At 61.9% G+C, this 21,983-nt stretch carries 21 protein-coding genes and 2 riboswitches; of the genes, 5 read left to right on the plus strand and 16 right to left on the minus strand.

What is annotated here, in order from left to right; translation table 11 throughout:
- Positions 1 to 42: 42 nt before the first annotated feature.
- The gene (locus tag E0E00_RS09795) at positions 43 to 1,527 is read right to left on the minus strand and encodes an isopeptide-forming domain-containing fimbrial protein (RefSeq protein WP_207302711.1); all 1,485 of its coding nucleotides are present in this window, start codon (positions 1,525 to 1,527) and stop codon (positions 43 to 45) included.
- Between the two features lie 130 nt (positions 1,528 to 1,657).
- Positions 1,658 to 5,263: a Spy0128 family protein gene (locus tag E0E00_RS09800; RefSeq protein ID WP_165443651.1), complete on the minus strand. Its 3,606-nt coding sequence runs from the start codon at positions 5,261 to 5,263 to the stop codon at positions 1,658 to 1,660.
- Between the two features lie 230 nt (positions 5,264 to 5,493).
- Positions 5,494 to 5,567, minus strand: a riboswitch (cyclic di-GMP riboswitch).
- A 250-nt stretch (positions 5,568 to 5,817) separates the two neighbouring features.
- Here E0E00_RS09800 and thpR point away from each other — a divergent pair.
- Together thpR and E0E00_RS09810 are read left to right on the plus strand one after the other, a co-directional pair.
- On the plus strand, positions 5,818 to 6,462 hold the full coding sequence (thpR, locus tag E0E00_RS09805; protein WP_130812329.1) for an RNA 2',3'-cyclic phosphodiesterase: 645 nt from the start codon (positions 5,818 to 5,820) through the stop codon (positions 6,460 to 6,462).
- Positions 6,463 to 6,700: 238 nt separating this feature from the next.
- Entirely contained in the window at positions 6,701 to 7,324 is a 624-nt protein-coding gene (locus tag E0E00_RS09810; RefSeq protein WP_130812330.1) for a transposase, read from the plus strand.
- 216 nt (positions 7,325 to 7,540) lie between these two features.
- Here the strand turns inward: E0E00_RS09810 and E0E00_RS14420 are convergent, their stop codons facing one another.
- The 5 genes from E0E00_RS14420 to E0E00_RS09835 form a co-directional block, all read right to left on the minus strand.
- Positions 7,541 to 8,233 carry a metallopeptidase TldD-related protein gene (locus tag E0E00_RS14420; protein ID WP_165443652.1) on the minus strand — a complete coding sequence of 231 codons (693 nt, stop codon included), beginning with the start codon at positions 8,231 to 8,233 and terminating at the stop codon, positions 7,541 to 7,543.
- Between the two features lie 494 nt (positions 8,234 to 8,727).
- The gene (locus E0E00_RS09820) at positions 8,728 to 9,909 is read right to left on the minus strand and encodes a metallopeptidase TldD-related protein (RefSeq protein WP_165443653.1); all 1,182 of its coding nucleotides are present in this window, start codon (positions 9,907 to 9,909) and stop codon (positions 8,728 to 8,730) included.
- Between the two features lie 28 nt (positions 9,910 to 9,937).
- Positions 9,938 to 10,612, minus strand: coding sequence for a hypothetical protein (locus E0E00_RS09825; RefSeq protein WP_130812333.1), 675 nt, complete (start codon positions 10,610 to 10,612; stop codon positions 9,938 to 9,940).
- Positions 10,605 to 11,327, minus strand: a complete 723-nt coding sequence (locus E0E00_RS09830) for an ATP-binding cassette domain-containing protein (protein WP_130812334.1) — start codon at positions 11,325 to 11,327, stop codon at positions 10,605 to 10,607. Before E0E00_RS09830 ends, E0E00_RS09825 begins: the two co-directional genes overlap by 8 nt.
- On the minus strand, positions 11,324 to 12,262 hold the full coding sequence (locus E0E00_RS09835; protein WP_371683402.1) for a radical SAM/SPASM domain-containing protein: 939 nt from the start codon (positions 12,260 to 12,262) through the stop codon (positions 11,324 to 11,326). Before E0E00_RS09835 ends, E0E00_RS09830 begins: the two co-directional genes overlap by 4 nt.
- Positions 12,263 to 12,280: 18 nt before the next feature.
- Between E0E00_RS09835 and E0E00_RS15055 the strand changes: the two genes are divergently transcribed.
- The gene (locus E0E00_RS15055) at positions 12,281 to 12,589 is read left to right on the plus strand and encodes a hypothetical protein (protein ID WP_242622230.1); all 309 of its coding nucleotides are present in this window, start codon (positions 12,281 to 12,283) and stop codon (positions 12,587 to 12,589) included.
- Positions 12,590 to 13,589: 1,000 nt separating this feature from the next.
- On the opposite strand, the gene dapD is transcribed toward E0E00_RS15055, so the two are convergent.
- From dapD to E0E00_RS09855, 4 genes are read right to left on the minus strand one after another with little or no spacing between them, the layout of a single operon-like run.
- A complete protein-coding gene (gene dapD, locus E0E00_RS09840; RefSeq protein WP_130812336.1) occupies positions 13,590 to 14,291 on the minus strand; it encodes a 2,3,4,5-tetrahydropyridine-2,6-dicarboxylate N-acetyltransferase in 702 nt (233 codons plus the stop codon).
- A gap of 54 nt (positions 14,292 to 14,345) precedes the next feature.
- Positions 14,346 to 15,068 (minus strand): 4-hydroxy-tetrahydrodipicolinate reductase, encoded by a 723-nt coding sequence (gene dapB / locus E0E00_RS09845; protein WP_130812337.1) that lies wholly within the window; start codon positions 15,066 to 15,068, stop codon positions 14,346 to 14,348.
- Positions 15,061 to 15,951: a 4-hydroxy-tetrahydrodipicolinate synthase gene (dapA, locus tag E0E00_RS09850; RefSeq protein WP_207302712.1), complete on the minus strand. Its 891-nt coding sequence runs from the start codon at positions 15,949 to 15,951 to the stop codon at positions 15,061 to 15,063. Before dapA ends, dapB begins: the two co-directional genes overlap by 8 nt.
- A 54-nt stretch (positions 15,952 to 16,005) precedes the next feature.
- On the minus strand, positions 16,006 to 17,295 hold the full coding sequence (locus tag E0E00_RS09855; protein ID WP_207302713.1) for a diaminopimelate decarboxylase: 1,290 nt from the start codon (positions 17,293 to 17,295) through the stop codon (positions 16,006 to 16,008).
- Positions 17,296 to 17,348: 53 nt separating this feature from the next.
- Positions 17,349 to 17,518: riboswitch (Lysine riboswitch) on the minus strand.
- Positions 17,519 to 17,636: 118 nt separating this feature from the next.
- On the opposite strand from E0E00_RS09855, the gene E0E00_RS09860 reads away from it, so the two are divergent.
- A complete protein-coding gene (locus E0E00_RS09860; protein WP_130812339.1) occupies positions 17,637 to 18,788 on the plus strand; it encodes a M20 family metallopeptidase in 1,152 nt (383 codons plus the stop codon).
- Here E0E00_RS09860 and E0E00_RS15200 read toward each other — a convergent pair.
- From E0E00_RS15200 to E0E00_RS09875, 4 genes are all read right to left on the minus strand, one after another.
- A complete protein-coding gene (locus E0E00_RS15200) occupies positions 18,757 to 19,218 on the minus strand; it encodes an aminotransferase class I/II-fold pyridoxal phosphate-dependent enzyme (RefSeq protein ID WP_130812340.1) in 462 nt (153 codons plus the stop codon). The genes E0E00_RS09860 and E0E00_RS15200 overlap by 32 nt on opposite strands.
- Positions 19,219 to 19,282: 64 nt before the next feature.
- Positions 19,283 to 19,435 carry a hypothetical protein gene (locus E0E00_RS14425; RefSeq protein ID WP_165443655.1) on the minus strand — a complete coding sequence of 51 codons (153 nt, stop codon included), beginning with the start codon at positions 19,433 to 19,435 and terminating at the stop codon, positions 19,283 to 19,285.
- Positions 19,436 to 19,599: 164 nt separating this feature from the next.
- On the minus strand, positions 19,600 to 19,824 hold the full coding sequence (locus E0E00_RS09870; protein WP_130812341.1) for a hypothetical protein: 225 nt from the start codon (positions 19,822 to 19,824) through the stop codon (positions 19,600 to 19,602).
- Between the two features lie 161 nt (positions 19,825 to 19,985).
- A complete protein-coding gene (locus E0E00_RS09875) occupies positions 19,986 to 20,480 on the minus strand; it encodes a hypothetical protein (protein WP_207302714.1) in 495 nt (164 codons plus the stop codon).
- Between the two features lie 177 nt (positions 20,481 to 20,657).
- Between E0E00_RS09875 and E0E00_RS09880 the strand changes: the two genes are divergently transcribed.
- Positions 20,658 to 21,524 (plus strand): LysR family transcriptional regulator, encoded by an 867-nt coding sequence (locus E0E00_RS09880; RefSeq protein WP_130812342.1) that lies wholly within the window; start codon positions 20,658 to 20,660, stop codon positions 21,522 to 21,524.
- Between the two features lie 52 nt (positions 21,525 to 21,576).
- On the opposite strand, the gene tatA is transcribed toward E0E00_RS09880, so the two are convergent.
- Positions 21,577 to 21,831: a twin-arginine translocase TatA/TatE family subunit gene (tatA, locus tag E0E00_RS09885; protein WP_130812343.1), complete on the minus strand. Its 255-nt coding sequence runs from the start codon at positions 21,829 to 21,831 to the stop codon at positions 21,577 to 21,579.
- Positions 21,832 to 21,983: the final 152 nt, after the last annotated feature.

The raw sequence follows: 21,983 nt of genomic DNA on the forward strand, positions 1-21,983 counted from the left end.
CTCGATCCATGTCCGATACGGTGGAACAAGATGTGCGGCTGCCTACTTGGAGCGCTTCAGGCCGCGCGAGGCAACCACGCATGCGGCCCCGACAAGCGCGAGGCCACCGACGGTGATTGCGACGGTGCCCGCCTCGCCGGTCACAGGCAGCATGGGCTGGTCGGGGTCTACGACGTTACTCGTGCTGACCAGGTAGTTGTTCTCCGTGATGTCGGTTGTGGCGGGGTTGTCCGCCTTAGCGGTGTCCTTGTCGACGGTGAACTTGACATCCTGTGCCTTCTGCTTGCCCGCGGGAACCGTGGTCTCCTTGGCCACGTAGGAGCCGGAGCCAAGGTCCTCGAAGTAGACGTAGGCCTTGCCGTTCACAATCTTGGAAGTGGATGTGATGGCATTGCCGTTCTCGTCCTTGATTTCGTTGCCGGCCTCGTCGTACAGGGTGAAGGCCGCACCCTCGAGGGCGTTCTGGTCCTTGTCGGTCTTGGGGAACACGTAGCCGTAGGTTTGGACCTTGGTCTTGTCGTCGGGCGTGACGGTGGAGCTGTCATAGGGGTTGGGGTTGAAGGTGACCCTCGCCGTGTTGCCGGTCACGTCATTCTCGTCGTGCGAGAAGGCCGCAGAGGTGAGCTTGGCGTTATATGTGATCTCGACAGAGGCACCAGGGTGTGCCAGGACAAAGTCCTTGGCGAAGTCAAAGGTGTAGCCAGTCGTCGCCTGCATTGTGGTTGCGGCCTTGAAGGCGCTTGCGTCCACGGCTGCGCCGTTCTCCCATACCACAGTGCCCCCGACCTTCACCGTGATGGAACCGGTGTCGATCTCCAGGCCGGCGGAAGGCGTGTCGCTGACGGTGAACGTGGCGTCCTTGGAGTCTGCCGGGTAGTTGGGGACGTTGGTGGTCACCTTGAAGGGCACCATCTGGCCCACCGTGTACGCGTCGGTCTTCTCCTCGTACCTCTCTCCCACGCCCTTCTTGACGGTGACTGGCTCGTTCTTGATCTCCTGGTCCGAGAGCGTCTTGGCCTTGTACGTGCCATCGGTGCCGGCAACGGGGCTGGCGTCGATCGTCGTAGGCTGGAAGACCTTCGTCTTGCCGCTCGTGGACGTGACGACGACCACCCAGTAGCCCGAGTCGAGGGTAAGCGAAGCCTTGCCGTCTTCGCCAGCGTTACCAGTCACCGGACCGGCAACGCCGTGCGCCCCATCGTTTACGAAGGCCTTCGAGTAGGCGTCGCCTGCAGCCTTCTGTGCATCGGCCGTCGTGAGCGCGCCAAGCTCGTCGATGGTGTCATAGTCGGCAGGCAACCCGGTAGCCGGCGTGTACTTGAGCACGTTGTTGCTGTCGATATAAGCGTCGAACACCTGGTATGCAGTGACCGTGTCGCCCTTCTCCAGCCCAGTCACGTTGATCGTGGCATCATCGACATCCGTGATGCCCGTTCCGGTGGTCTTCGCGAAGGCGACCGCCGGGCTCAGCGAGGCAATGAGCGCCGCAGCGCTGAAGAATGCCCCCAAGCTCCTTCTGTAACTCATGCTTCCTCCTTTGTCCTTTGCCCCGCAGGGCATTTCAAGGCCTAACGCTGTACTGCAAAATCCAAGCTCGGACGTACCGGGCGGATTTCCTTGAATGAGGCGAGCCTGCAACCGATGGCGATACACGGCCCTACGGGAGCCGGGAGAGGCCGGCCTTCACGACTGCGGCAGCTATCGCGCTGATTCCCGCCAGGAAGAGCGGGAGGGTTCCCATGCCCCCCGTCTGGGGCAGGCTGTCGACCACCTTCACATCCGTGACGGTGATGGAGAACTGGCCGCCAACGCTGCCGATCGTGGTCTTGGCACCGGAAAGGCTCGTGAACTCGGCCGTACCGTCACCGTTGATCTTGAGGGTCATGGCTCCCTTGGGCAGCTGGTAGCCAGCCGGGGCCTGCACCTCCCTTATGGTGTAGGTGTTGGGCGCGAGCTTCTTCGGGACGAGGATGCGTCCGGACTCGTCTGTCTCCAGCTCGACCACCTCGCTCGCAGCTGAGCCGTCCTTGGCGATGTAGCGGGGGGAGTCGCCGTCCATGAAGCTGACGGTGAACCTTGCGCCTGAGAGGGCACCTTCCTCGGTCTTGCCATCTGCCGAGACGCCCCTCTTGACGAGTGAGAAGCCGTAGCTTGGCGTGTTGGAGATGGTGAAGCCCTCGGCCATGGAGCCCGTGACATCGGAGGAGTAGCCGACGACAGGCTCCTCGACGACGGAGTAGGCGATTTCCAGGCCTGCGTCGTTTCGCTTGGGGAGGTTCTTCCACACGACGGTGAGCGCGTCGCCCGTCGCTCCTGCGGCAATGGTCCTGTCCTGGCCCTCCACCTTCACAGGTGTGCTGCCATCGACGGACTGCATGAGATGGAAGGTGATCTCTGGGTGTAGCGATGCATCCGCGTCGCCATCGTTCCACACCTTCGTCGCCTGGACCTGCACGACCGAACGGTTGGTTATCGTGGGGATGTCCACGGCGACGGCCACCTCATGGCTGGTGGAGGTTATATCGGACGTCGCCTCCGCAAAGGGTGTTGCCTCGGACGAGAGCGTGGTCACCGTGGTCGCCTGCGTCCCGAAGCTTCCGCTGGTACCGCTGCCGTGCGAAGGCTCTGCCACCGTGAACGACCCGAGAACGGTGTAGTTCCAGCTCTCCGAGGTGCGAATCGTGAAGTCATGGGACTCGCTTGTGGTGTCCCACCACTCGACGGAGCCAAAGTCCACCACGCCGTTTGTCACCACAGCGGTCGCTCGCTGCCACCCCACGTTGTCTGAGGGAGACAGGGCGAGTCTCTGACCGTTGTACTGCATTCCCACGTTCACGGTCACGTGAAGGAAATACCTGTCGTAGACCACATGAGTGAGCGTATAGCTCCCCGAGACATCGCCTGCGGTATGGGTTTCCTTAGAGACGGTCACGCGCACCTCGGCACTCTTGCCGCCAACCGAGACGGTATAGGCATAGGTGCCGGCATCGACGGACGAGAAGTCGACCGTCCCAAAGCTGACGTTTCCGTCTGCCCCCACCTGCGCCGATGTCTTCTGCGGCACGGGCGCGCCAGCCGCAGCCGTGACGGTGGCTGTGCCGCCAAGCCCTTCCACCTGCGCAGAGAGGATGCCGGAAAGCGTGCCATCGCCCTGGGAGAACTTCGGTGTGATGGAGGTTTCGTGCAGTCCCGAAGTCACTTCGAGTACGGCTATGTGGCTTCCAGCACTCACGCGGTACGTATAGGTCCCAGGCGCGGCTGCGGAGAAGTCAACTTTGCCGAAATTCGCCGTGCCGTCCGCACCAATCTCTGCGCTCTCTCTTTCGGGCATGGGAGCGCCCTCGGTCACAGCCGTGATGGTCGCGTCGCCCGTGATGCCCGAGGCCTTAGCCACGAGGTCACCGGCGTCATATGCCGCCGAAAGCGTCCCCTGGTCATAGCTCGTCGTTATGGTGATGGGGTCACCCACGGCCTCCGAGTCGTAGGTGGCCGTCACGATGACGCTTGCCTGCTCGGAGGTGTATACGATGCCGTCCTTGGTATAGGTCCCGTCGCCGTTGGCCTCGGCCCCGTCCGGGACCTGCTCGGAGATGGTGTAGGTGCGCGTGATGGTGCCGTCCTGGTAGCCAAAGTCCGATGGGACGAAGCCGGGAACCGAGAAGTGAGCGATGCCATCCGGTCCGTTCGTAGCCACGCCAACCTGGTTGCCGTCCGAGTCCCTGAGCACGAATGTGAACTGGCCATCCTGCAGGGAGTCTCCGACGAGCGCCTTCTTCACCTGGAGGTCGACGTTGTTGCCGCTCTCATAGGAGTTCGTGAACTGGGGGTGGTAGCTCTCGCCGCTTCCCTCCTCCGCGGAGAAGCCGCCATCCGTGTACCAGGTCTTCTGAATGCCGTAGCTGCCATCGCTGGACTGGACGACCGAGGCCTTGAGGTAGTGGACGTGTCCGTCGTACACGACGCCGTCCTTGGTGTAGGTTCCGTCCCCGTTGTCCGTGGCACCGTCTGGCACCACCTCGCGTACGCTGTAGAGGTAGGTCTTGCCGGCATTCTGGGCCCCAAGCTGCATGGCGCCAAAGCTGACGCTCCCGTCCTCGGCACAGCCCACGGTCGCTGAGGTGTAGTCGGAGCCCGTCTCATCGGCGGCGACACGGTGCTTCGGGATGCCGATCGGCATGATAGGCGCCGCATCGCCGTCATAGTAGCCACGAAGCTCATACTGGAACTGCCCCTGGCGAAGGCTGACCTTGGAGCCACCGGACGTGAGCGTCTTCTGGGCAGAGATGGAGCCGCCGCCGACCAGGTTGTACTTGATCTTCATGTTGGAGAGCTGGTTTCCGCGCTCCAGGTAGAAGAAGTTCATCGAGTGCTTGGAGTAGTCTGCGAAGGTGTCCCCGCTCCATTCCACCGAGCCCTCGCGCCCCGCTGCCCGGAAGAGCTCCCTCAGGGTGTACGTGCCCGTGCTCCCGCTTGTCCCCACGTCGCTGATCTTGACCTCGCCCGTGCTGAAGTCGATGTCGAGCGTCGACACGCCGTGGATGCCGCCGAGGTCTCCCACGAGTACGCCGTCGATGTAGACCCACACGTCATCATCGCCCGAGAACTCGAACTTCATGGGTGCCAGAGATCCGTCGGCCCTCTCGACGACGCCGCCGTAGGGCTGCGTGAAGGGAGTGGTCATGGTGACGCCGAAGTAGTGGTTGTGGAAGTTGCCAGGCCGCCAGTTCACCATGTGGCTCGTGCTGTGGTACTGCGGGGCAATCGTCGTGTCGAAGGGATAGAAGCCGTAATAGGTGCTCTCGTCTCTGCCGTCGAGGTCGTGGCTCGCGTCTGCCGGCAGCGTGGAGACCGTGAACCGTTTGGAGCCCTTGTCGAACATTGCCCAGTTGTCGGCGCTGTTGTAGAAATAGTAGCCGTCAGCGTCCTGCTGGAAGAGGTGGGTGGCGCCTGTGTAGGATGCCTTGCCGTCCTGCGATACATTCGGGTTGAAGAGATATGCAAGGGATTCCCCGCCATTGGCGGATGAAAGCACGGGGTACCCGTCTGCGCCTAGGGTGTCCTGGACGATACCCTGGGTGACGATGCGTCCGTTTGGGTAGTAGTTCGGGTCCCCTGCGGTGGCACCGACATCACCGTTATAACGGTGAAACTTGAGCCTGTGGCCAGCATTGATGCCGCGGTCTGCGGGACTCTGTCCCCAGATGGTCTCCCACCTGCTGTCGTCTTCGTCCTGGGAGGAAACCCAGTAGTCAAAGACGTTCATGGTGGAGCCGATTGGGTTAGAGACTGTCTGAAGCGTCTCCGCCCTCGCGATGACGGGACACGCAAGCACTAGCCCGAGGAGAAGAGCAGCTAGGACGCCCCCCCCCCCGAATGATTTTGCGCAGAGCATAGCCGCGGCAAGGCAAGCCTGCAAAGCGTCTGATAGCCGTCCGGTCCATCCAGTTTCCGCCTTTCAGAGGAAAACGAAGCCACGTGTGGAAGCTCTGCGTGGAAAGCAGCTGGCTGTCTGCTAGGGCCCTATAGCTTTGCGCCACCGCCTTTCGACGGCTTTGCTTTTTTCGCTTCGGTCCTTCATATTGTTTTCAGACATAGTACCTATCCGTATTGCGTTCTGCAAGACCCTTTTTTTCGATATCTGTCCGACTTTTCCGCATATCGCGGGCCCATCCATCAAGCGGTAGCCCAGGGGAGCATAAATGAAGATTCGCAGAGCTCTCGGCCTCACACATGAGTCTCACTTCATGCAGCGTACATACGAGGAAGGCTCCATGAGGATAGTCACATCGAATGAAATAGCACAATCTTAGAGACCCCATGGAATACGGCTCTCCCCTAAGGCTTCCTCGCGCAACCCAGGCACCCAAGCGGCTCTTCGTTGCGCTGCGCTTCTCAGCAGACGAGCGGGCAATGCTTGCGCAGACGCGTGACGGCGTACTTGCTAGGCTTCGCGCCGGACGTCCCACCCCCACCGAGAACATCCACCTGACGCTGGCATTCCTTGGGATGCTTGACACTTCGGGCAAACAGCGCGCCAAAGAGGCACTTGGCGTCGCGGCAGATGCATGCGGTCCCGTGAGCCTCTCGCTTGGGCCGCTTGGCGTCTTCGAGCACCGGAGTGGAGGCATTGTGTGGCGCAGCGTCTCTCGTGAGGTGGGGCTTCTCCGTCTGCAGCGGATACTCATGCGCGAGCTTTCCCGGTTGGAATTGCCCGTGGGCGAGAAACCCTTCGTGCCGCACGTGACCCTGGTGCGCGGGGCGCATCCGGCGCGAAACGAAAGATACGGCATTACTCCTGACCTGCAGCGCGTTTGCGATGAACTCTCTTCTGGGCTGCCCCCTCTTGAGACGCGCCACACAGGGGTCGCACTCATGTGGAGCCACCACCCCGAGGGCGGCAAGCTCACCTACACGCCGATTCTCACTATGCCGCTCCGCGGCGGCGAAGCGGCCGAGGCATAGCCGCGAAATCCGAACGGTTAAAGGCAGCTAACCGGCGATTTATTACGGAGCCATCATCTATTCGTGATTCCTCGACGCTTAAGCGTAGGCAAACGTCCGGAATTGGTCGTGTGCCGAAAGATGGTGTCACGGGCCGCTTCGAGATGGAAGCGGCCATTGCCTAGAATCACATTTTGCGGAATGCAGGATTCGAGAGAAAGGCAACGGCCGCCATGGACACTCTACAGGAAAGGAAGCGATGCAGAACCTGCCGTTCAGAGGCAACGGCGCGATCGACCACCTGAACGAGATGATGAGGCGCGAGCTCGAGCACATGACCAACCAGATCATGGACTGTCAGGCCGACGCCCTGGCCTACCTGGACTTTCCCCACGGGCACCATGTCCGGCTGCGCACCAACAACGTCCAAGAGCGCGCCAACGAGAAGACAAAGCGCAGGGCGAAGGCCGGCGGCGTGTTCCCGTCGGCCGAGTCGATGATGTGCCTCGTGGGCTCGGTGCCGATGGACGTTAACGAGGAGCGGCTGGAGATGGGCTTCATCGACGCATCCTCCCTCAAGGGCATCTGCAGGGCGGAGCACGATCTCGGCCCGGTGTCCGACAACGTGATCGAGAAGGTGAGGACCTACGTCACGGCCGCCATCGAGGAGAGGCTTGGGAGGGCTGCGCGATGCTGGTGTAGAATGCAACCGGTTCCAGGCGATGCTCCGTTCGCTCGGACAGGTCTAAGCCCGCATCTCCCAAACGGAGTCGTGACACCAACAATCGGCACACTGCCCTATCACAATGCCAGGAGGATGCATCCGCACCGGGATGCAGGCCTCCAGCCGAGTTCAAGCGCGAGAGCGCATGAGGACGCCTAAGCAATGGTCCAATTTGGTTTGACCACTTCACCTCCTGCACCATACGCGGTCCAAGATTCCCGCCGCAGTCCCAAGCCACAACTCAGAGGCCATCAAACACACGAGTTATTCCACATGCAGCATTTTCCTGTGCGGCAGGCCCAGACATTCAAGAAAGCCGGCCAACAGCCGTGGTTGGCCTGCCCAAAACCACGAAGGCTCTCCATGGGCTTCCAGTCAGAAGGGGCGCTGGTCTGTCTCAAAGATCCCAACGCCACAGGCAAATGGCCATGCATGATGACCAGTCGGACGCACGTCCTCGAGCAGGCGGAGAATGTCGAGTGTGCCTCGGCAGCAAAACCGCTGGGAGCCCTGCCTGCACTCAAGGAGCGCCTGCATGGAAAGGTCTTGGTACTCGGCGCTGAGGGGCTTGATGTAGAGGATCTCGCATGGCGTATCGCGTAGGACAGCCCTTGGTCGGTCAATGACAAGCTCAACCCTTTGCTTCTCAAACTGCAGCCGCCCGTCTTGCCCAATCTCTCCCCCGCCAGCAGTTGGAAGGGACAGCTGATAGCTCCTTTGCAGCGGCAGAATGTAGGCGCACAAGATTCCGCAATCTACCAGAGGCACGTCCTCCATGAGCAAGCCCTCGTCATCCACATCTCCCAACGATGAGGAGCGCCTTATGATGCTGACATCATGCCCGAGGACCTGCTCTCCCAGGGAGCCATACCCAAGGGGTTCGTTGGACTCGATGGCACCCTCGCAAAAGGCCCCCCGCACAAACGCGCATACCGAGCCCCATGCCGTGTCAGAAAAAAGCAGCTGGCCGCGTGGCCTGCCCGCAGGAGGGGCCTCTCTTCCCAGGTCACGCGCCAAACGACTCGCGCTCTCCCCCATGTCCGAGGTGACCTCACAGCTTGCGTACATGGGAGGGTCTGCACAAAAGCATGAGGCCCGAATGAGACGCGCGCTTCTGTCAAGCTCTGTCATCGTCTTACTTCCACGCATCTCCCTGATGCGAGTCCGCCTGAACCAAAGCTCGATGGCACAATTTGTCTCGAGGCCATGCCGTGAGGCCAACATCGTTTGTAGGCGCGCGGCAAGCTCAAAGGAATCCTGCCTCGAGCCAGCACTCGCACACTTCACCTCGGATGCCTCATCGTGTCTCGCGACATGAACGCCACGCTTGTCGGCGAGTGGACGTAGCTGCTGGATGGCAGGTACCGTCCATCCAGTCAGGTCGAGCTCAAAAGGCGCCTCCTCTCGCGCCCACTGACGAACCCAGACGCTGTTTTCCGTCACGGCAAGACAGGATTCACGCGAGAGCGTGCCTCCACGCCTTGTAATCCCCTCGGCACTGATGCAGCACTCATAGTCAAGCGTTGTGGCGACCCGGCGCTCAAACTCAGCCGTACCGCTACTCATTCGTGATCGTCCTTCCTCAACATGTAGGCTGTGCCAGAGATGCGCAGAGGCTTGAGCACGACGCTCGGGGCACGATAGCCAACCCTCACGGTCTGCCCGCCCTTGAAGCAGTCCGCGAAAAATGCCCGCTCGTCATCTCCCATGTAGGGAATGCGTTCCAGCGCGTCGATAACGTTGCCTGTCACAACTGCATGCGGCAGCAGGGCGACGCGAACCCCTTCCTGCACAATTGCGCCAGAGCCCTGTATCCAAAAGTTCATGGAGCCAGGCATAACCGACCCATTAAGAAACTTCTCCATACGAAAATAACGAACGGGCAGACTGGGACGCTCGATGTGCGTGGAGGAGCTGACCAGGCTCATGCGCATCCTTGGCAGCAGCGGGTAGAGGATGGACTCCGCGCGCGCAAACCCCGAAAGCCCGCCTTCACCGCTAAATCGCTGAGTGTCCATCGTATTGCAGAGTTTGCCGTCTGCAACGAGAGTAATGGGCACTATCTTTGTCCCCTCGTCGTCGAACTTGTTCAGGCCACACACGCGCTCGTAGTCCCTGACGTCATCCCTGAAGATGATCTTCGGATCGAATGACGCGTGCGACAGCCGGGCTTTTACCAGTTCATAGGTGTCGCGCTCAATCATATGGCCGATTATCTCATGGAAGAACGCGCCAGCGGCCCTTGGCTCCAGCAGGACCGTGAGAGCCTCATCGAGCTGTTCGAATGCGGCAGACCTTCTCACTAGCGTAGCCATGGAGAGCTGTGACCCAACGACGGTACTCGTGAAATCACGGATGTCCTCCATCAAAGTTTCAGGTAATCCCTCGGAGAGGGGCACTTCCTCAACAAAGCAGTTGCCCGACTCCGTTCGAACGACTATCTTGAATGAGTTATAGAAGCGCACATCCTCACAGGCCGAAAAGCGCACAAGCTCATGGTGCTCCTCGTAGTGGACAATGAGCTGCATCCTCAGGCGTCGCAGCCTTGCCGCGCATCCACAAAAGAACTCCTCCAGCGCTGTGCGACTGTCCAGCAGGCTGCCAAGGACATCCGATGCCGCATGACATGCGCAGACCCGCTCGTTGAATCGGTAGCCACCATCATTCTGGAAGCCCACACCCACGGAGCCGGTACTCAGGAACGTAAGACGCCCACGAATAAAGGACAGCGTATTGACTTCCACCCGCCTCAGAGTCCTGTGTACTCCACGCCTACAGGTCATGGACGTTCCCCTTGTAGAGGTGCCCGTAGCGGAAGAGGCACAACACGTAGGAGACGGCCCCCACCGCAGTGCAGGCGGCCACAAAGCGCGGAAGCGCCGTAAGCGGGTCAAAGAGGAAGGCGAACAGGAGGCTCACGCCCACACCCACGCCCGCCCAGACCGGACTCCTGTCCAGGTACCCACGCTGCCACCACAGGTTCACGGCCATGCCCACCCCCATGAGCAGGAAGAGCATGGAGCACACCACCACAGCGAGGGTTCCCGCGCCTATCGCGGTGCCCTGGAGGGCTCCGACGGTCAGGAAGAACCCCACGGTAACAGGGCAGAAGGCCAGCAAGGAGACGAGCGTAGGCACGACGGCCTTGGAGAGGAAGTACGCACCTGGCCTGACCCCGCCTAGCATGACGTTGACCAGCGTGCCATCGCGCTTGTCCTCCGACAGGGAGACGGAGTAGTACTCCACGAAGCCTGTCGTCCCCGCAATCGCCATGGCCGTGATGCGCGCGTACTCGTCCCCGAGGACGTGGGCGGTCAGCCCGAACGGCGCGACAAACGCCAGCGCCACGAACCCGACCACACAGACCAGCAACCAGAACAGCGAGGACGTTCGCGTCCTGACGAGACAGAGATCCTTCCACACGAGCGCCCGGACGACCCTACGCATCAGAACCGCCCCCCATACCCTCTGTGTGCCGCAGGTAAGATGCCCTCAGATCCCCTTCGCTCAGGGACCTCGGGTCATGCTCGTCGGCGACCACCCGACCGCCCTGCAGCACGACCAGTCGGTCGGCGACCTCGCGGGCGAACGAGAGGTCGTGCGTCACCACGACGGCGCTCGCGCCGTGCTCGCGCCTCAGCTTCAGCTCTCGTACCAGCAGCTCCCAGGTCATGGGGTCGATGGAGTTGGTCGGCTCATCGAGCATCACGAGCGTGGGACCGAAGGCGAGGCCCGAGACGAGGTTGGCCCTCATTAGGAGGCCCGACGAAAGCGCCTTGAGGGGAACACCAAGCTGGCCCTCCAGCCCAAAACGGCACACGAGACCGTCCTCGACGGGGGCACCCAAAAGCAGCGAACGGAACCTTAGATTCTGCCTGAGCGTGAGTTCTCCGTTGAAGCCGAAGTCACCCGAGAGCAGGAAGATGCGGCTGTGGGATCCGACAACCCGCTTGTTGATGACGACCCCGCCGGACGCCGGCCTCAGCAGCCCATAGACCAGCCGCAGGAGCGTTGACTTGCCCGCCCCGTTGTGCCCGAGCAGGCAGGTGACCTCGCCCGCCCCAAGCGAGAGCGAGAAGCCGGAGAAGACCTCGACCCTGGGTTTCCTATACGCGAAGGAGAGGTCCTTGATGTCGATAACGGTATCGGGATCCTCGCTCATGCGACCACATCCAAAAGTCGTTGTATGCGTTTCTCCTGCATCTCAAACCATAGGCAATTGGAAGTGGAATCCCTGTTTGTCAAGGCCGCCGCGATATATCCTCGGCAGGCAGAGAAGTTCGAGCACTGTCCGCATGTTGCTTCGCAGGGGGTCGACACGCCTTTCATAAGTGTGTTTGTCTTGCGCACTACTGCCATCAGGGGCTCGTCAATCACGTTGCCCAGCTTGCACATGAGCATGGGGCACGGACGGGCGTTGAAGTCTGGGTCTATGACCATCATTTTGATACCTGTACCACAGGCATGGTCGATGGTCGACAAGTCATGCGTTTCAAGGGCCTCTATCCTAAAGTCGTCTGTATCAAACTTGCTCTTAAGTCTCTCGATGAGCGGGCGCATGCTGCCCTCGCTCCATGAGGTACCAAGGTGCGAGGAAGTCGCCCTTCCCTCTTGCAATAACACTCCGAATCTAAGGACGGAAACACGTCGCGCTCTCATGCTTTCACAAAGAGAAGCAATCTCCGCTTCAGTTTGTGAGATGAGGGTCGTAGCCACGCTTACCTTCACGCCCTTGCATATAGCCAAATCTATAAAGGCCAGCGCCCTAGTAAACGCATCTTTGCGACCTCTTATCTTGTTGTGATAACCCTCAAATCCATCAATGCTTACCTGCACCAGATCCATAGGGCCTGACAGAGCAGAAAGGACGCGTGTTGCAACGGCATCAGAAGCATACCCACTAGTCGCTATGGATACCTGCGTGTACTTTTGTTCAAGATGCTCAATCAGCTCGACAAGATACGGATAACCCAATGGCTCCCCACCCGTAAGTTGTATGCCCTGAACACCGATAACGTCCACGATCTCGTCAACCAGGGAGACAGCAGAGCGATAATCCATCATCGGCCCGTCTGCAGCATCAAGATAACAGTGCATGCAGCGCAATGGGCAACTGTGCGTAAGCTCGAGAATAAAACTGTTAGGCGTATATACCTCACTTGTGCCAAGCACGGGAATACAAACGTCACGCTCCCATCGCCGTCGTTCGAACCCAACAACGCCAAGGCTCACAAGCTTGCCAATGAATTCACAACAAAGCCACTTGAGATCTTCATGGGAGGTAGAATACCTGCACGCAAGTTCATCAAGAATCTCACGCTGTGTGTGAGCGCCATCCAGCCATTTGACAATCTCAAGCGCCGAACTGTTGATTACAAGAGGGACTCGACGAGCTGGGAGATCAACAAACAGAATGCTGTATGAAGATTGCCGCTTAATGAGAGCGGCAACCTTGAAAACAGAAAAATCGCTCAATGATTGAGGCACGATTGTGTTAGCCAAGCACTACAGTAAGGGCTGAACAAAGCCCATAGATGACGGGTCCTGCCCCCATCCCTCCAATGATGGTAGCCGCTACAGCTGGATAGAGTGCGCAACCACCAAGCCCATCTGCAAATTCCTCTGACCCAAACGCAATTGTAGGTGCTTCCATTTCTTGCCTAGCAGTCTTTTCCATTTCACGCGCATCCACAACAAACCCCCTCCTTTGAACGCATCCCATACCAGTCCAAGGAGCTGAAAAGAATATACACCCATGCTCTTATATAATTTTGCGCTCGGGTACTGCAGGCGGATGATTTGTTCCGGTAGACGAATCATCAGACAGGTCGTGAGGCAGGATGGGTCTTCGGCTGGCCGTATCAGGGCGCAACATGGGGCAGAGCATCAGAACCATGCCGTGAGGGCCTCGCCCACTCAAAGGAAGAGCGTCAGTAGGGCCTCTTCCTGACGAGCATGCCGGAGAGCAGCCTGCCTCCGGAACACAGCATCCCTGCCATCCGAACGAGCACCGCTTCGAACGGCATGCGATGCGGGCGATGGTGTCGAAGCTCTCCGAAGCGAAGGTCCGCGTAAGGAGGAGGAAGATCCACCAATGCCTTCCCGAAAGGGCTCGATTCCGTCATCCAGTCTGCCAGAGGCGCCGCTAGGGGCTTCGGGAACACTGCCTACTTCAGGACCATCATCTTCCTCAGGCTCGGGAAGCCAGGCTTCTCGGTCCAAAGTCTGCTGGCATGCGCTACCCACTAGAAACGCCAAAGAGCCAGAAACTGCCGGATAAGTGCAGCTAACCGACCACGAAAGACCTAAACGGCGAGAAATCACGAGAGAGACCTGCGGGATGCACCTTGCAGTGCCAAATTGACGCCGGAAGGCCGATTGCCGCACCCCACGCCTGGCGCAAAAATGCGCCGTCGCGCTAAAGCTACAGCGTGCGCAGCGCGTCTACCAACGCAGTCTTGGCCTCGGTCTTCTCGTCCTTCATCTTGATCACGCGCGCGGGGCACCCAGCGACAACGGCCCCCGCCGGCACGTCCTCAGTCACCACGGCACCCGCCGCGACCACGGCACCCTTGCCCACGCGGCACCCCTCGATCACCACGGAGTTGGCACCGAGAAGCACGTCATCCTCTATCACGACGGGCGTTGCGCTCGCAGGCTCAACGACACCGGCAAGCACGCAGCCGGCACCCACGTGGCAGCGCGCGCCAACCATCGCGCGCCCACCCAGTACCGCCCCCATGTCGATCATCGTGCCCGGACCGACGACCGCGCCAATGTTGACGATCGCACCCATCATGACCACGGCATTGTCGCCAATCTCCACCTGGTCGCGGATAATGGCGCCAGGCTCGATGCGAGCGTTCACCCCGCGCACGTCAAGCAAGGGTACGCCGGAGTTGCGCCGGTCGTTCTCGACGACGACGTCGAGAACGTCGTCGCCTGCCGCCTCGAGGGCGGGCCCCACCTCGGACCAATCGCCAAAGACGACGAGGTCACCCGTTCCAAAGACGTGAGAGTTGGGCCCAAAGTCCACACTCGCCCCGGGGACAAGCTTGACGTATGCCTTGACCGGCGTCTTCTTTGGTGCGCCTGCAATGAAGTCGATGATTTCCTGGGCGTCCATGGGGTCCCCTCTCGTAGTCGCCTTGCTGCGCGTTGCTCAGCCTATCCCAACCAACTATCCAAACATGAGCGTGTCGAAGTCGTAGAAGCCGGCCTCGCGTGCACGCAGGCGCCTTGCCGCGGCAATGGCGCCGTTCACGAAGATCTGGCGGCTCGTCGCGCGGTGCGTGAGCACGACCTCCTCGTCATCGCCGAGGAAGAGCACCTCGTGCGTCCCGGCCACAGTGCCGCCGCGCAGGCTGTGCATGCCGATCTCGCTGGCGGGTCGCGGCCCCACGATGCCCTCGCGCCCGTGAGCCACGGACTTCTCGCCTGCGGGGTCCACAGCCTGGAGCAGCATCCTTGCCGTGCCCGAGGGGGCGTCGACCTTGCGGTTGTGGTGGCACTCTACAATCTCCACGTCCCAGCCGGGAAGCGATGCCGCCGCCTCGCCCGCAAGGTGACGTAGCGCCGCCACGCCGAGCGAGTAGTTGCCGCTCCAGATGACGGGCGCTGCCTCCCCCAAAGCCCGCAGGCGCGAGAGGTCGTCTTCCGTAAGGCCCGTCGTCCCCGAGACCAGGGCGGCATGCGTGCGCCGCACGTAGGCCTCCACATGGGAAAGGGAGGCGGGTGCCGAGAAGTCAATCACGAGGTCTGCCGCCGGCGCGTCCGAGTCCAGCTCGGAGATGTTATCCACGTCGTAGCCATCCGCAAGCGAGAGCTCCGCGTCCGCCTCGACAGCCGCGCAAATCAAAGACCCCATGCGCCCTCTGGCACCAACCACAACTACGCTAGCCAAGCAGACCAGCCCCCCTCATGGCAGCCTCGAGGCGAGCATCCGCCTCGGGCGAGAGCTGCCAGAGCGGCAGGCGCACCGTAGGCCCGGTGAGCCCCATCTTGGCAAGCGCCGCCTTCACGGGGATGGGGTTGACCTCGCCAAAGAGCGCATGGATCAGGTCGAGGTTCTCGAGCTGGACCTTGAGCGCGCCGGCAGTGTCGCCAGAGAGCCACCTTGCGCACATGTCATGCACCGCATGTGGGGCGACGTCTGCCCACACCGAGACAACGCCCACGCCACCCAGGGAGAGAATCGGCACCACCATGTCATCGTTGCCGCTCATCATGCGGAAGTCGTCCGTGAGGTAGCGCGCCACCATCGTCGCATAGGAAATGCTTCCCGAGGCCTCCTTGATGCCCCACGCGTTGGGGTGCGTGGCCAGGCGCGCGACGTTCCCCTCCGAGATGGAGCAGCCCGTGCGACCGGGGATGTTATAGAGCAGGCAGGGCACGTCGACCTGGTCGAGGACCGTCGTGAAGTGGCGGTAGATGCCCTCCTCGTTGGACTTGTTGTAGTACGGCGTGATGAGGAGCAGGCCGTCAGCACCAAGCTTCTCGAGGCCCTTTGCCTTGCGCAGCGACTCGGCCGTGGAGTTGGAGCCGGCGCCACCGATGACGGGCACGCGACCCGCCACGCGGGCGATGACCGTGCTCGCGACTTCGAGGTCCTCCTCGTCAGTCATCGTCGACAACTCGCCTGTGGTCCCCAGGACCAGGATGCCGTCGGTCCCGTTCTCCAGGTGGAAGTCGACCAGGCGCTCCAACGACCCGAAGTCGATGGAGCCGTCCTCCAGAAACGGCGTGACCAGCGCTACGACAGAACCGGTAAGTCCCTGCATGTCCATTGTGCGTCCCCTCTCGTACCTGCGCCGCCAGGCGCCCTGCGCGTAAAAGAACCGTTAGTCTTCCAGGTGGGCCAGTGCCGAGAAGCGCGAACCCGGGAAGTCGAGTGTCGCAAAATAGTCTGCCGGCGTCTCGGCCCGCCGGATGAGATCGAACGAGCCGTCCTCGCGCAAGAGCAGCTCCGCCGAGCGAAGCGTGCCGTTGTAGTTGTAGCCCATCGAGTGCCCGTGGGCGCCGGCATCATGAATGAAGAGCAGGTCGCCGATTGTGACCTCGGGCAACATGCGGCCCTTGGCAAACTGGTCTGAGTTCTCGCAAAGCCTGCCTACCACGTTGTAGCGATGGGTTTCGGGCTCTCCCTCGTGCCCCATCACGCTGATGTGGTGGTAGGCACCGTAGACGGCAGGTCGCATGAGGTTGGAGGCGCAGGCGTCAACGCCCAGGTAGTCGCGGTAGGTGACCTTCTCGTGCATCACGCGGGCCACAAGCCCTCCCGCAGGAGCCAGCATCCAGCGGCCAAGCTCGGCCGCAAGCGACACGTCACCCAGGCCCGCGGGGGCAAGGACCCCCTCGTACACGTCGCGCACGCCAGCACCAACCGCAGCGATATCCACGGGGACGTCTTCCGGCCGGTAGTCCACGCCGATGCCTCCGGAGAGGTCCACGAGCCCCACGCGCACCCCAACCTCGCGCGAGAGTCGCACGGCAAGCTTGAAAAGCACGCGCGCAAGGCGTGGGTAGTAGTCCTCCACCTGCGTGTTCGAGGCGAGAAACGCGTGAAGCCCAAACTCGGTCACGCCCATGGCAGAAAGCCTGCGCGCGGCCTCCATGACCTGCTCGACCGTCATCCCAAACTTCGAGTCCTCGGGCTCGCCAATGATGCCGTTGGAGGCCTCGAAGCTCCCGCCTGGGTTCACGCGCAGGCAGACCATGGAGGGAAGCTTGCCGTCCAGCGCCCGCACCAGGCAACCCACCATGTCAAGCGAGTCGAGGTTGATGATGGCACCCAGCTCGTGGGCTCGGCGGTAGTCCACGTCGGGCGTGTCGTTCGAGGAGAGCATGATGCGCTCGCCTCGCACGCCGCAGGCATCGGCGAGCGCAAGCTCTGTGCCGGTCGCGCAGTCGCAGCCACAGCCCTCTTCGGCGAGAATCGAGATGACCGTGGGATTTGGGGTGGCCTTTACGGCAAAGTACTCACAGAAGCCCGGATTCCACGAGAAGGCAGCCTTGAGGGCCCGTGCTCGCTCGCGGATGACCTTCTCGCTGTAGACGTAGAAGGGCGTGGGCCATTGCGCAGCGGCACGCTCGAGCTGGTCCTTTGTGGCAAACGGTTGCTTCTCCCCCATGGCTCCCCCAGACGCGTCTGCAGGGGCGCCGCCGGGACCCACGCAGTCGCATGGCCGGGGATAGCGCTCCCGCAGATCTTCTCTACGGACAGTCCCAGCAGTATTCCCGCCGAGCCCACCGCCACGCCACGCCTGGCGCGGAAGTTCGGCGGGCATCGCCTCTCCTGGAATCCTTGCCCGCCGGCTCCACCAGGACCATCGTGCCCGCTCCTCTATCGTGGGGATAACGCTAGCATCCATGGCATGCCGGCGCAAGATGCGGCAACACAATGGTCACGCTTTGAGTATGCTTAGGGTCACGCGCTTGCTACGCGGCCACATGCCACGCTCGGGAGGTCCACATGGACGTGAGGGAGACCTGCACAGCACTGGAGTTTGCGCGAGGGGTGCGCGAGGAGGCGCTCGACCTTCTGCGTGCGATCGGCCGCATCGGGGCACCCACGGGCGACGAGGGACGCCGCGCGGCGTTCGTGGCCGCATGGCTACGAGAGCAGGGCGCAGCCGACGTCGCCATCGACGAGGCGAGAAACGTCGTGTGTGTCCTGGGTGACCGTTCGGCACCCGGACGCGCGGTCTTCTCGGCCCACACCGACATAGTGTTTCCCGACACGGGCGAGCTGCCGCTCACTGAGGACGAGGAGAACATGTACGCCCCGGGCATCGGAGACGACACCGCCTGCCTGGTGACGCTCCTCATGGCCACCAAGTGGTTCCTCATGAACCGCCCACAGCTCGACACCTGCGTCGTGGTGGTTGCCAACTCTGGCGAAGAGGGCCTGGGCAACCTCAAGGGCACCAAGCAGCTTATGCGAGAGGCCACGGCGCCCGTAACAGAGCTCACGGCGCTCGACGCCCACTTTCCCGAGGTGGTCACCGAGGCCGTAGGGTCGCTTCGCTACCGCATCAGCGTCCACACGCAGGGCGGGCACAGCTGGAAGGACTGGGGCGTCCCCAACGCCATCGAGCGCCTCTCGCGCATTGTGTGCGCCCTCTACGACCTGCCGCGTCCCACGGACGCCCGCACCACCTGCAACATTGGCCTCATCGAGGGCGGTACCACAGTCAACAGCATCGCAAGCGAGGCCTCGTGCCTGTGCGAGTTTCGCTCCACGAGCGAGGCGTGCCTCCAAGAGATGGACGAGAAGCTACGCGGCCTCGTGGCCCAGGCGGACGCCCGCGACGACATGGAGGTCCACCTTGGCGTCATTGGGCGTCGCCCTGCCGCAGGCGATGTGAGCGAGAGCGCCGAGCGCCGGCTCACGCGCCGCTGCGACCAGGCGATCCAGGCGGTCCTTGGCATGCGCGCCCGCCACGTGAGCTCGTCGACCGACGCAAACGTGCCGCTTTCGCTGGGCGTCCCTGCCGTATGCGTGGGGACCATTGACGGCGGACTTCCCCACACGCGCGAGGAGTGGATCCGCAAGGCTTCGCTCGAGCAGGGCGTGGCCGTCGCGCTCCTGCTCATGATGGCGCACGTGGTGAAGGACGCCTAGCCTCTGAGGGCCCCACAAACCCGGCGAGACGCTCGAGCCCCTCGACGCTGGGAAACGCGTAGAACGCTCCCTGGGGCGTGACAATGGGCAGCCCCATGCGCTCGAGCGCTGCTACCGTGATGTCACGCCTTACCTGATAGGACGCGCGCATCGGCACCGTGTTGGTTGCCAGCGCCTCGACGGTAGCATGCTGCAGAAAAGCAGACACCGACGAGACGACGTGCTGGTGCACTTTGGCCATGGCGGCTGCGGCCTTCTCGCCAGCACCCACCCAGCCAAGCCGCAGCCAGTCATGGCCCAGGGCTTCGAGAAGCTGTTGGCCACGATCGTCCTGTCTGCCAGCTCGGGATAGAGTGCCTCCGTCGCGCCATCGGTCACAATCACGTTGCCAGGCGAGAGAACCACACCTCGCTCGGCTTCCCACGCGCATATCGCCTCGCGGAGCCAAGCGAAGCCATTGTTGGGCGGGTAGTGCGTGAGACCGTGGTCAAGATCTATCCCCACCTGCGCGCACGGCTGCGGGGGGCCTCCCCGGGCTCGCCCAGTGTGAGCGAGACGCAACCAGGGGTTTGCGCGGTCAGCGCCGAGAAGCGCCTGATGCCCAAGAGCCTGAGGTCATCAGATGCGGAGTTGAGCGAGAGGGGCATGGGTGTCTCCTTGGGATTCCACGCTGTCCCATATGTGGCTCTAGGGCGGCGCGCGGGCACAGCTTCTCGAAGCCTAACAAAAAAGACCCCGCAGGGTCCCACTTGCCGAAAATGTGATGATTGCCGCCTCGTGATGGCACCGAGGGTGCCGGGGCGCATGGCCCCTAACCGACCCTGGTGCACTTGACGAGCAGGTGAGAATCCCCGTGGTTTGCAGCATGGCTCTCGTACCAGCGTTCTATGTCGCGGTAGAGCCACAGGGGGCTGTCAGCCTCGAAGCTGCGACGATGGTCGTCAAACATTGCGGTGTACTCGCCGCTCATGAACCAGCCGTTCATGCAGGCGTCGAGAACCTTCTTCTGAAGCCTGCTCAGGTCCCTGATCTTCATAGTGCCTCCTCTCCTGGTAATGGCAGCATTGCCGGTGATTATGATACCCATCACATGGGGGTGACATGTTGCGGCCCAGCAAATGCACAGAATGCCTACAACTTGTTTGAACAAGTAGTAAGCCCAGCGTAAGTGGTTCGTTTGGAAACCATGGGGTCCCGCTAGCGGAATTTCTCCAGGCGCGCGAGAGCATCTTGTACGGTGTCGCGCACATGGTCGACACGATTGCGCGCGTCCTCGATCTTGCTCTGGACCACGATGTCGGAGATGGCCCCGTCAAAGAAGAAGTCCGCAAACGTCCAGCCCCGGCTGATGTCCACCTTGAGTCCAGAGATCTCGTGCACGTCCGAGAGTTCGCGCGAGAAGGCCTCGAGAGACGACTGCGCATCACGTAGCGCGTCCTGCGCCTCGTCGATACGGTGGTGCTTCACCAGCCCAGAGATGAGGCCCCCACCAAAGATGTCGAGCATGCCCCATCCGGAAGCGCTGTCCAGGCACTTGGCCGCCCGGTCAAGGCATGAGAGAGCCTCCTTGCCTGCGGCGATTGCCTCCTCAATCTCTCGCTTTGGGTTGAAGTCCTCTCCGGGAACCTCGTAGATTGGGCTGCTGTCGCTGTTGCGGGCCATGTGATCCTCGCCCCTCGTGTGTGTTGACATGTGCTTCCGACGGTCCTCTTGCCCACATTCTACCCGGGAGCGTCTGCCGTGGTCACAGGCATCCATCTTGTGCATGCATGGGACGGAGAGTCGCCATACAATTCTCGTATGAATTGACCATGCAGGTCGCCATGCCAACCGGCAGGCCGACGCGCAGGCATCGCAGGGGAGGCACGTGTGAACCTCAAGCAGCTGGAGTACTTCGTCGCCATCGCCGAGGAGCACCAGATCACGGCGGCAGCACGGCGCCTGCACATCTCGCAGCCGCCGCTCTCCTACGAGCTCGCCCAGCTCGAGCGCGAGTTGGGGACCACGTTCGTACGCAGGGGCCCGCGCTCGGCCACGCTCACGGATGCCGGCAAGCTCCTCTACGAGCGAGCCCTACGCATCCTTGCGCTTGCGCAGGCTACCAAGCGCGACGTCGAGGGCGTGGGCAAGGGCATGGCGGGGGTGCTCACGCTTGGGGTCGACGCCTCGTGCGTGGGCTCGGTCCCCGGGTCGAGGCTCGCCGAGCTCGCGACGGTGCCAGATGTCTCGGTGGAGCTTCGTGAGGGCGACACGCCGCAGGTGCTCGAGATGCTCGAGGGAGGCGTGGTGGACATTGGGGTCGTGCGCACGCCCTTCCCAAGCGACGGCCTGCGCTGTCGCTATGCTAAGGCGGAACGCATGCTTGCCATCATGCCACCCGCGCTCGAGGTGGGGACGGAGATGGACGTCACCTGCGCGCAGCTCTCGGATGTGCCCGTAATACTCACGCGACGCCTCGAGGCACAGGTACGAGACGCCTTTGCCGATGCCAAGGCCAACCTTCTCGCAAGCTGCACGGTCGATGACCCCCGCACGGCCTGCACGTGGGCGCGCAATGGGATGGGGGTCGCCCTCGTTCCCGAGACGCTCCTGCCCGTGACGGACACGGGCGAGTGCTTCATAAAGGTGATTGCCGAGAAGGGCTTGTCCACGCGGCAAGCGGTGGTCTGGAAGGCAGACCGGTACATGTCACCGCTTGCGCAGAGGTGCTTGGCTCTTCTCGGCGACCTGGGATAGGGACCAGCCGGACTAAGGAAGGGGCGCCCGGCCGGGGAACCAACTGGCAGCGCTACTTGTCGCTTGTGGCACCCTCGACATCAGCGTCATCGGGATCGGCGACGACCTCCTCGACGTTCCCGGATTCGCCGGGCTTCTCGGCCTTGGAGACGGCCCTGCCGCCATCGCCCTCCTCCATGCCCTCGCGCACGTTCTTGACGGTCTTGCCGATGGCAGAGCCGAGCTTGGGAAGGTTCTTGGGCCCAAAGATGACAAGGGCAATCACGAGGATGACGAGAAGTTCGGGGACTCCCAGTCCGAGAATCATTGCGTGCCTCCTTGGACGACATACGTTTGGACGGCAACGCCTTGTTGCGGCCCCTTGCAGCACGTCATGGGACGTGCCGCCTTTCAGTCCTGATGGTAGGGCGACAGTATGGATAGGTAAAATACATTTTGATGGGCTGTGACATACAGAGT

The organism is Olsenella sp. Marseille-P4559 (assembly GCF_900605015.1).
Taxonomy (GTDB): domain Bacteria; phylum Actinomycetota; class Coriobacteriia; order Coriobacteriales; family Atopobiaceae; genus Tractidigestivibacter.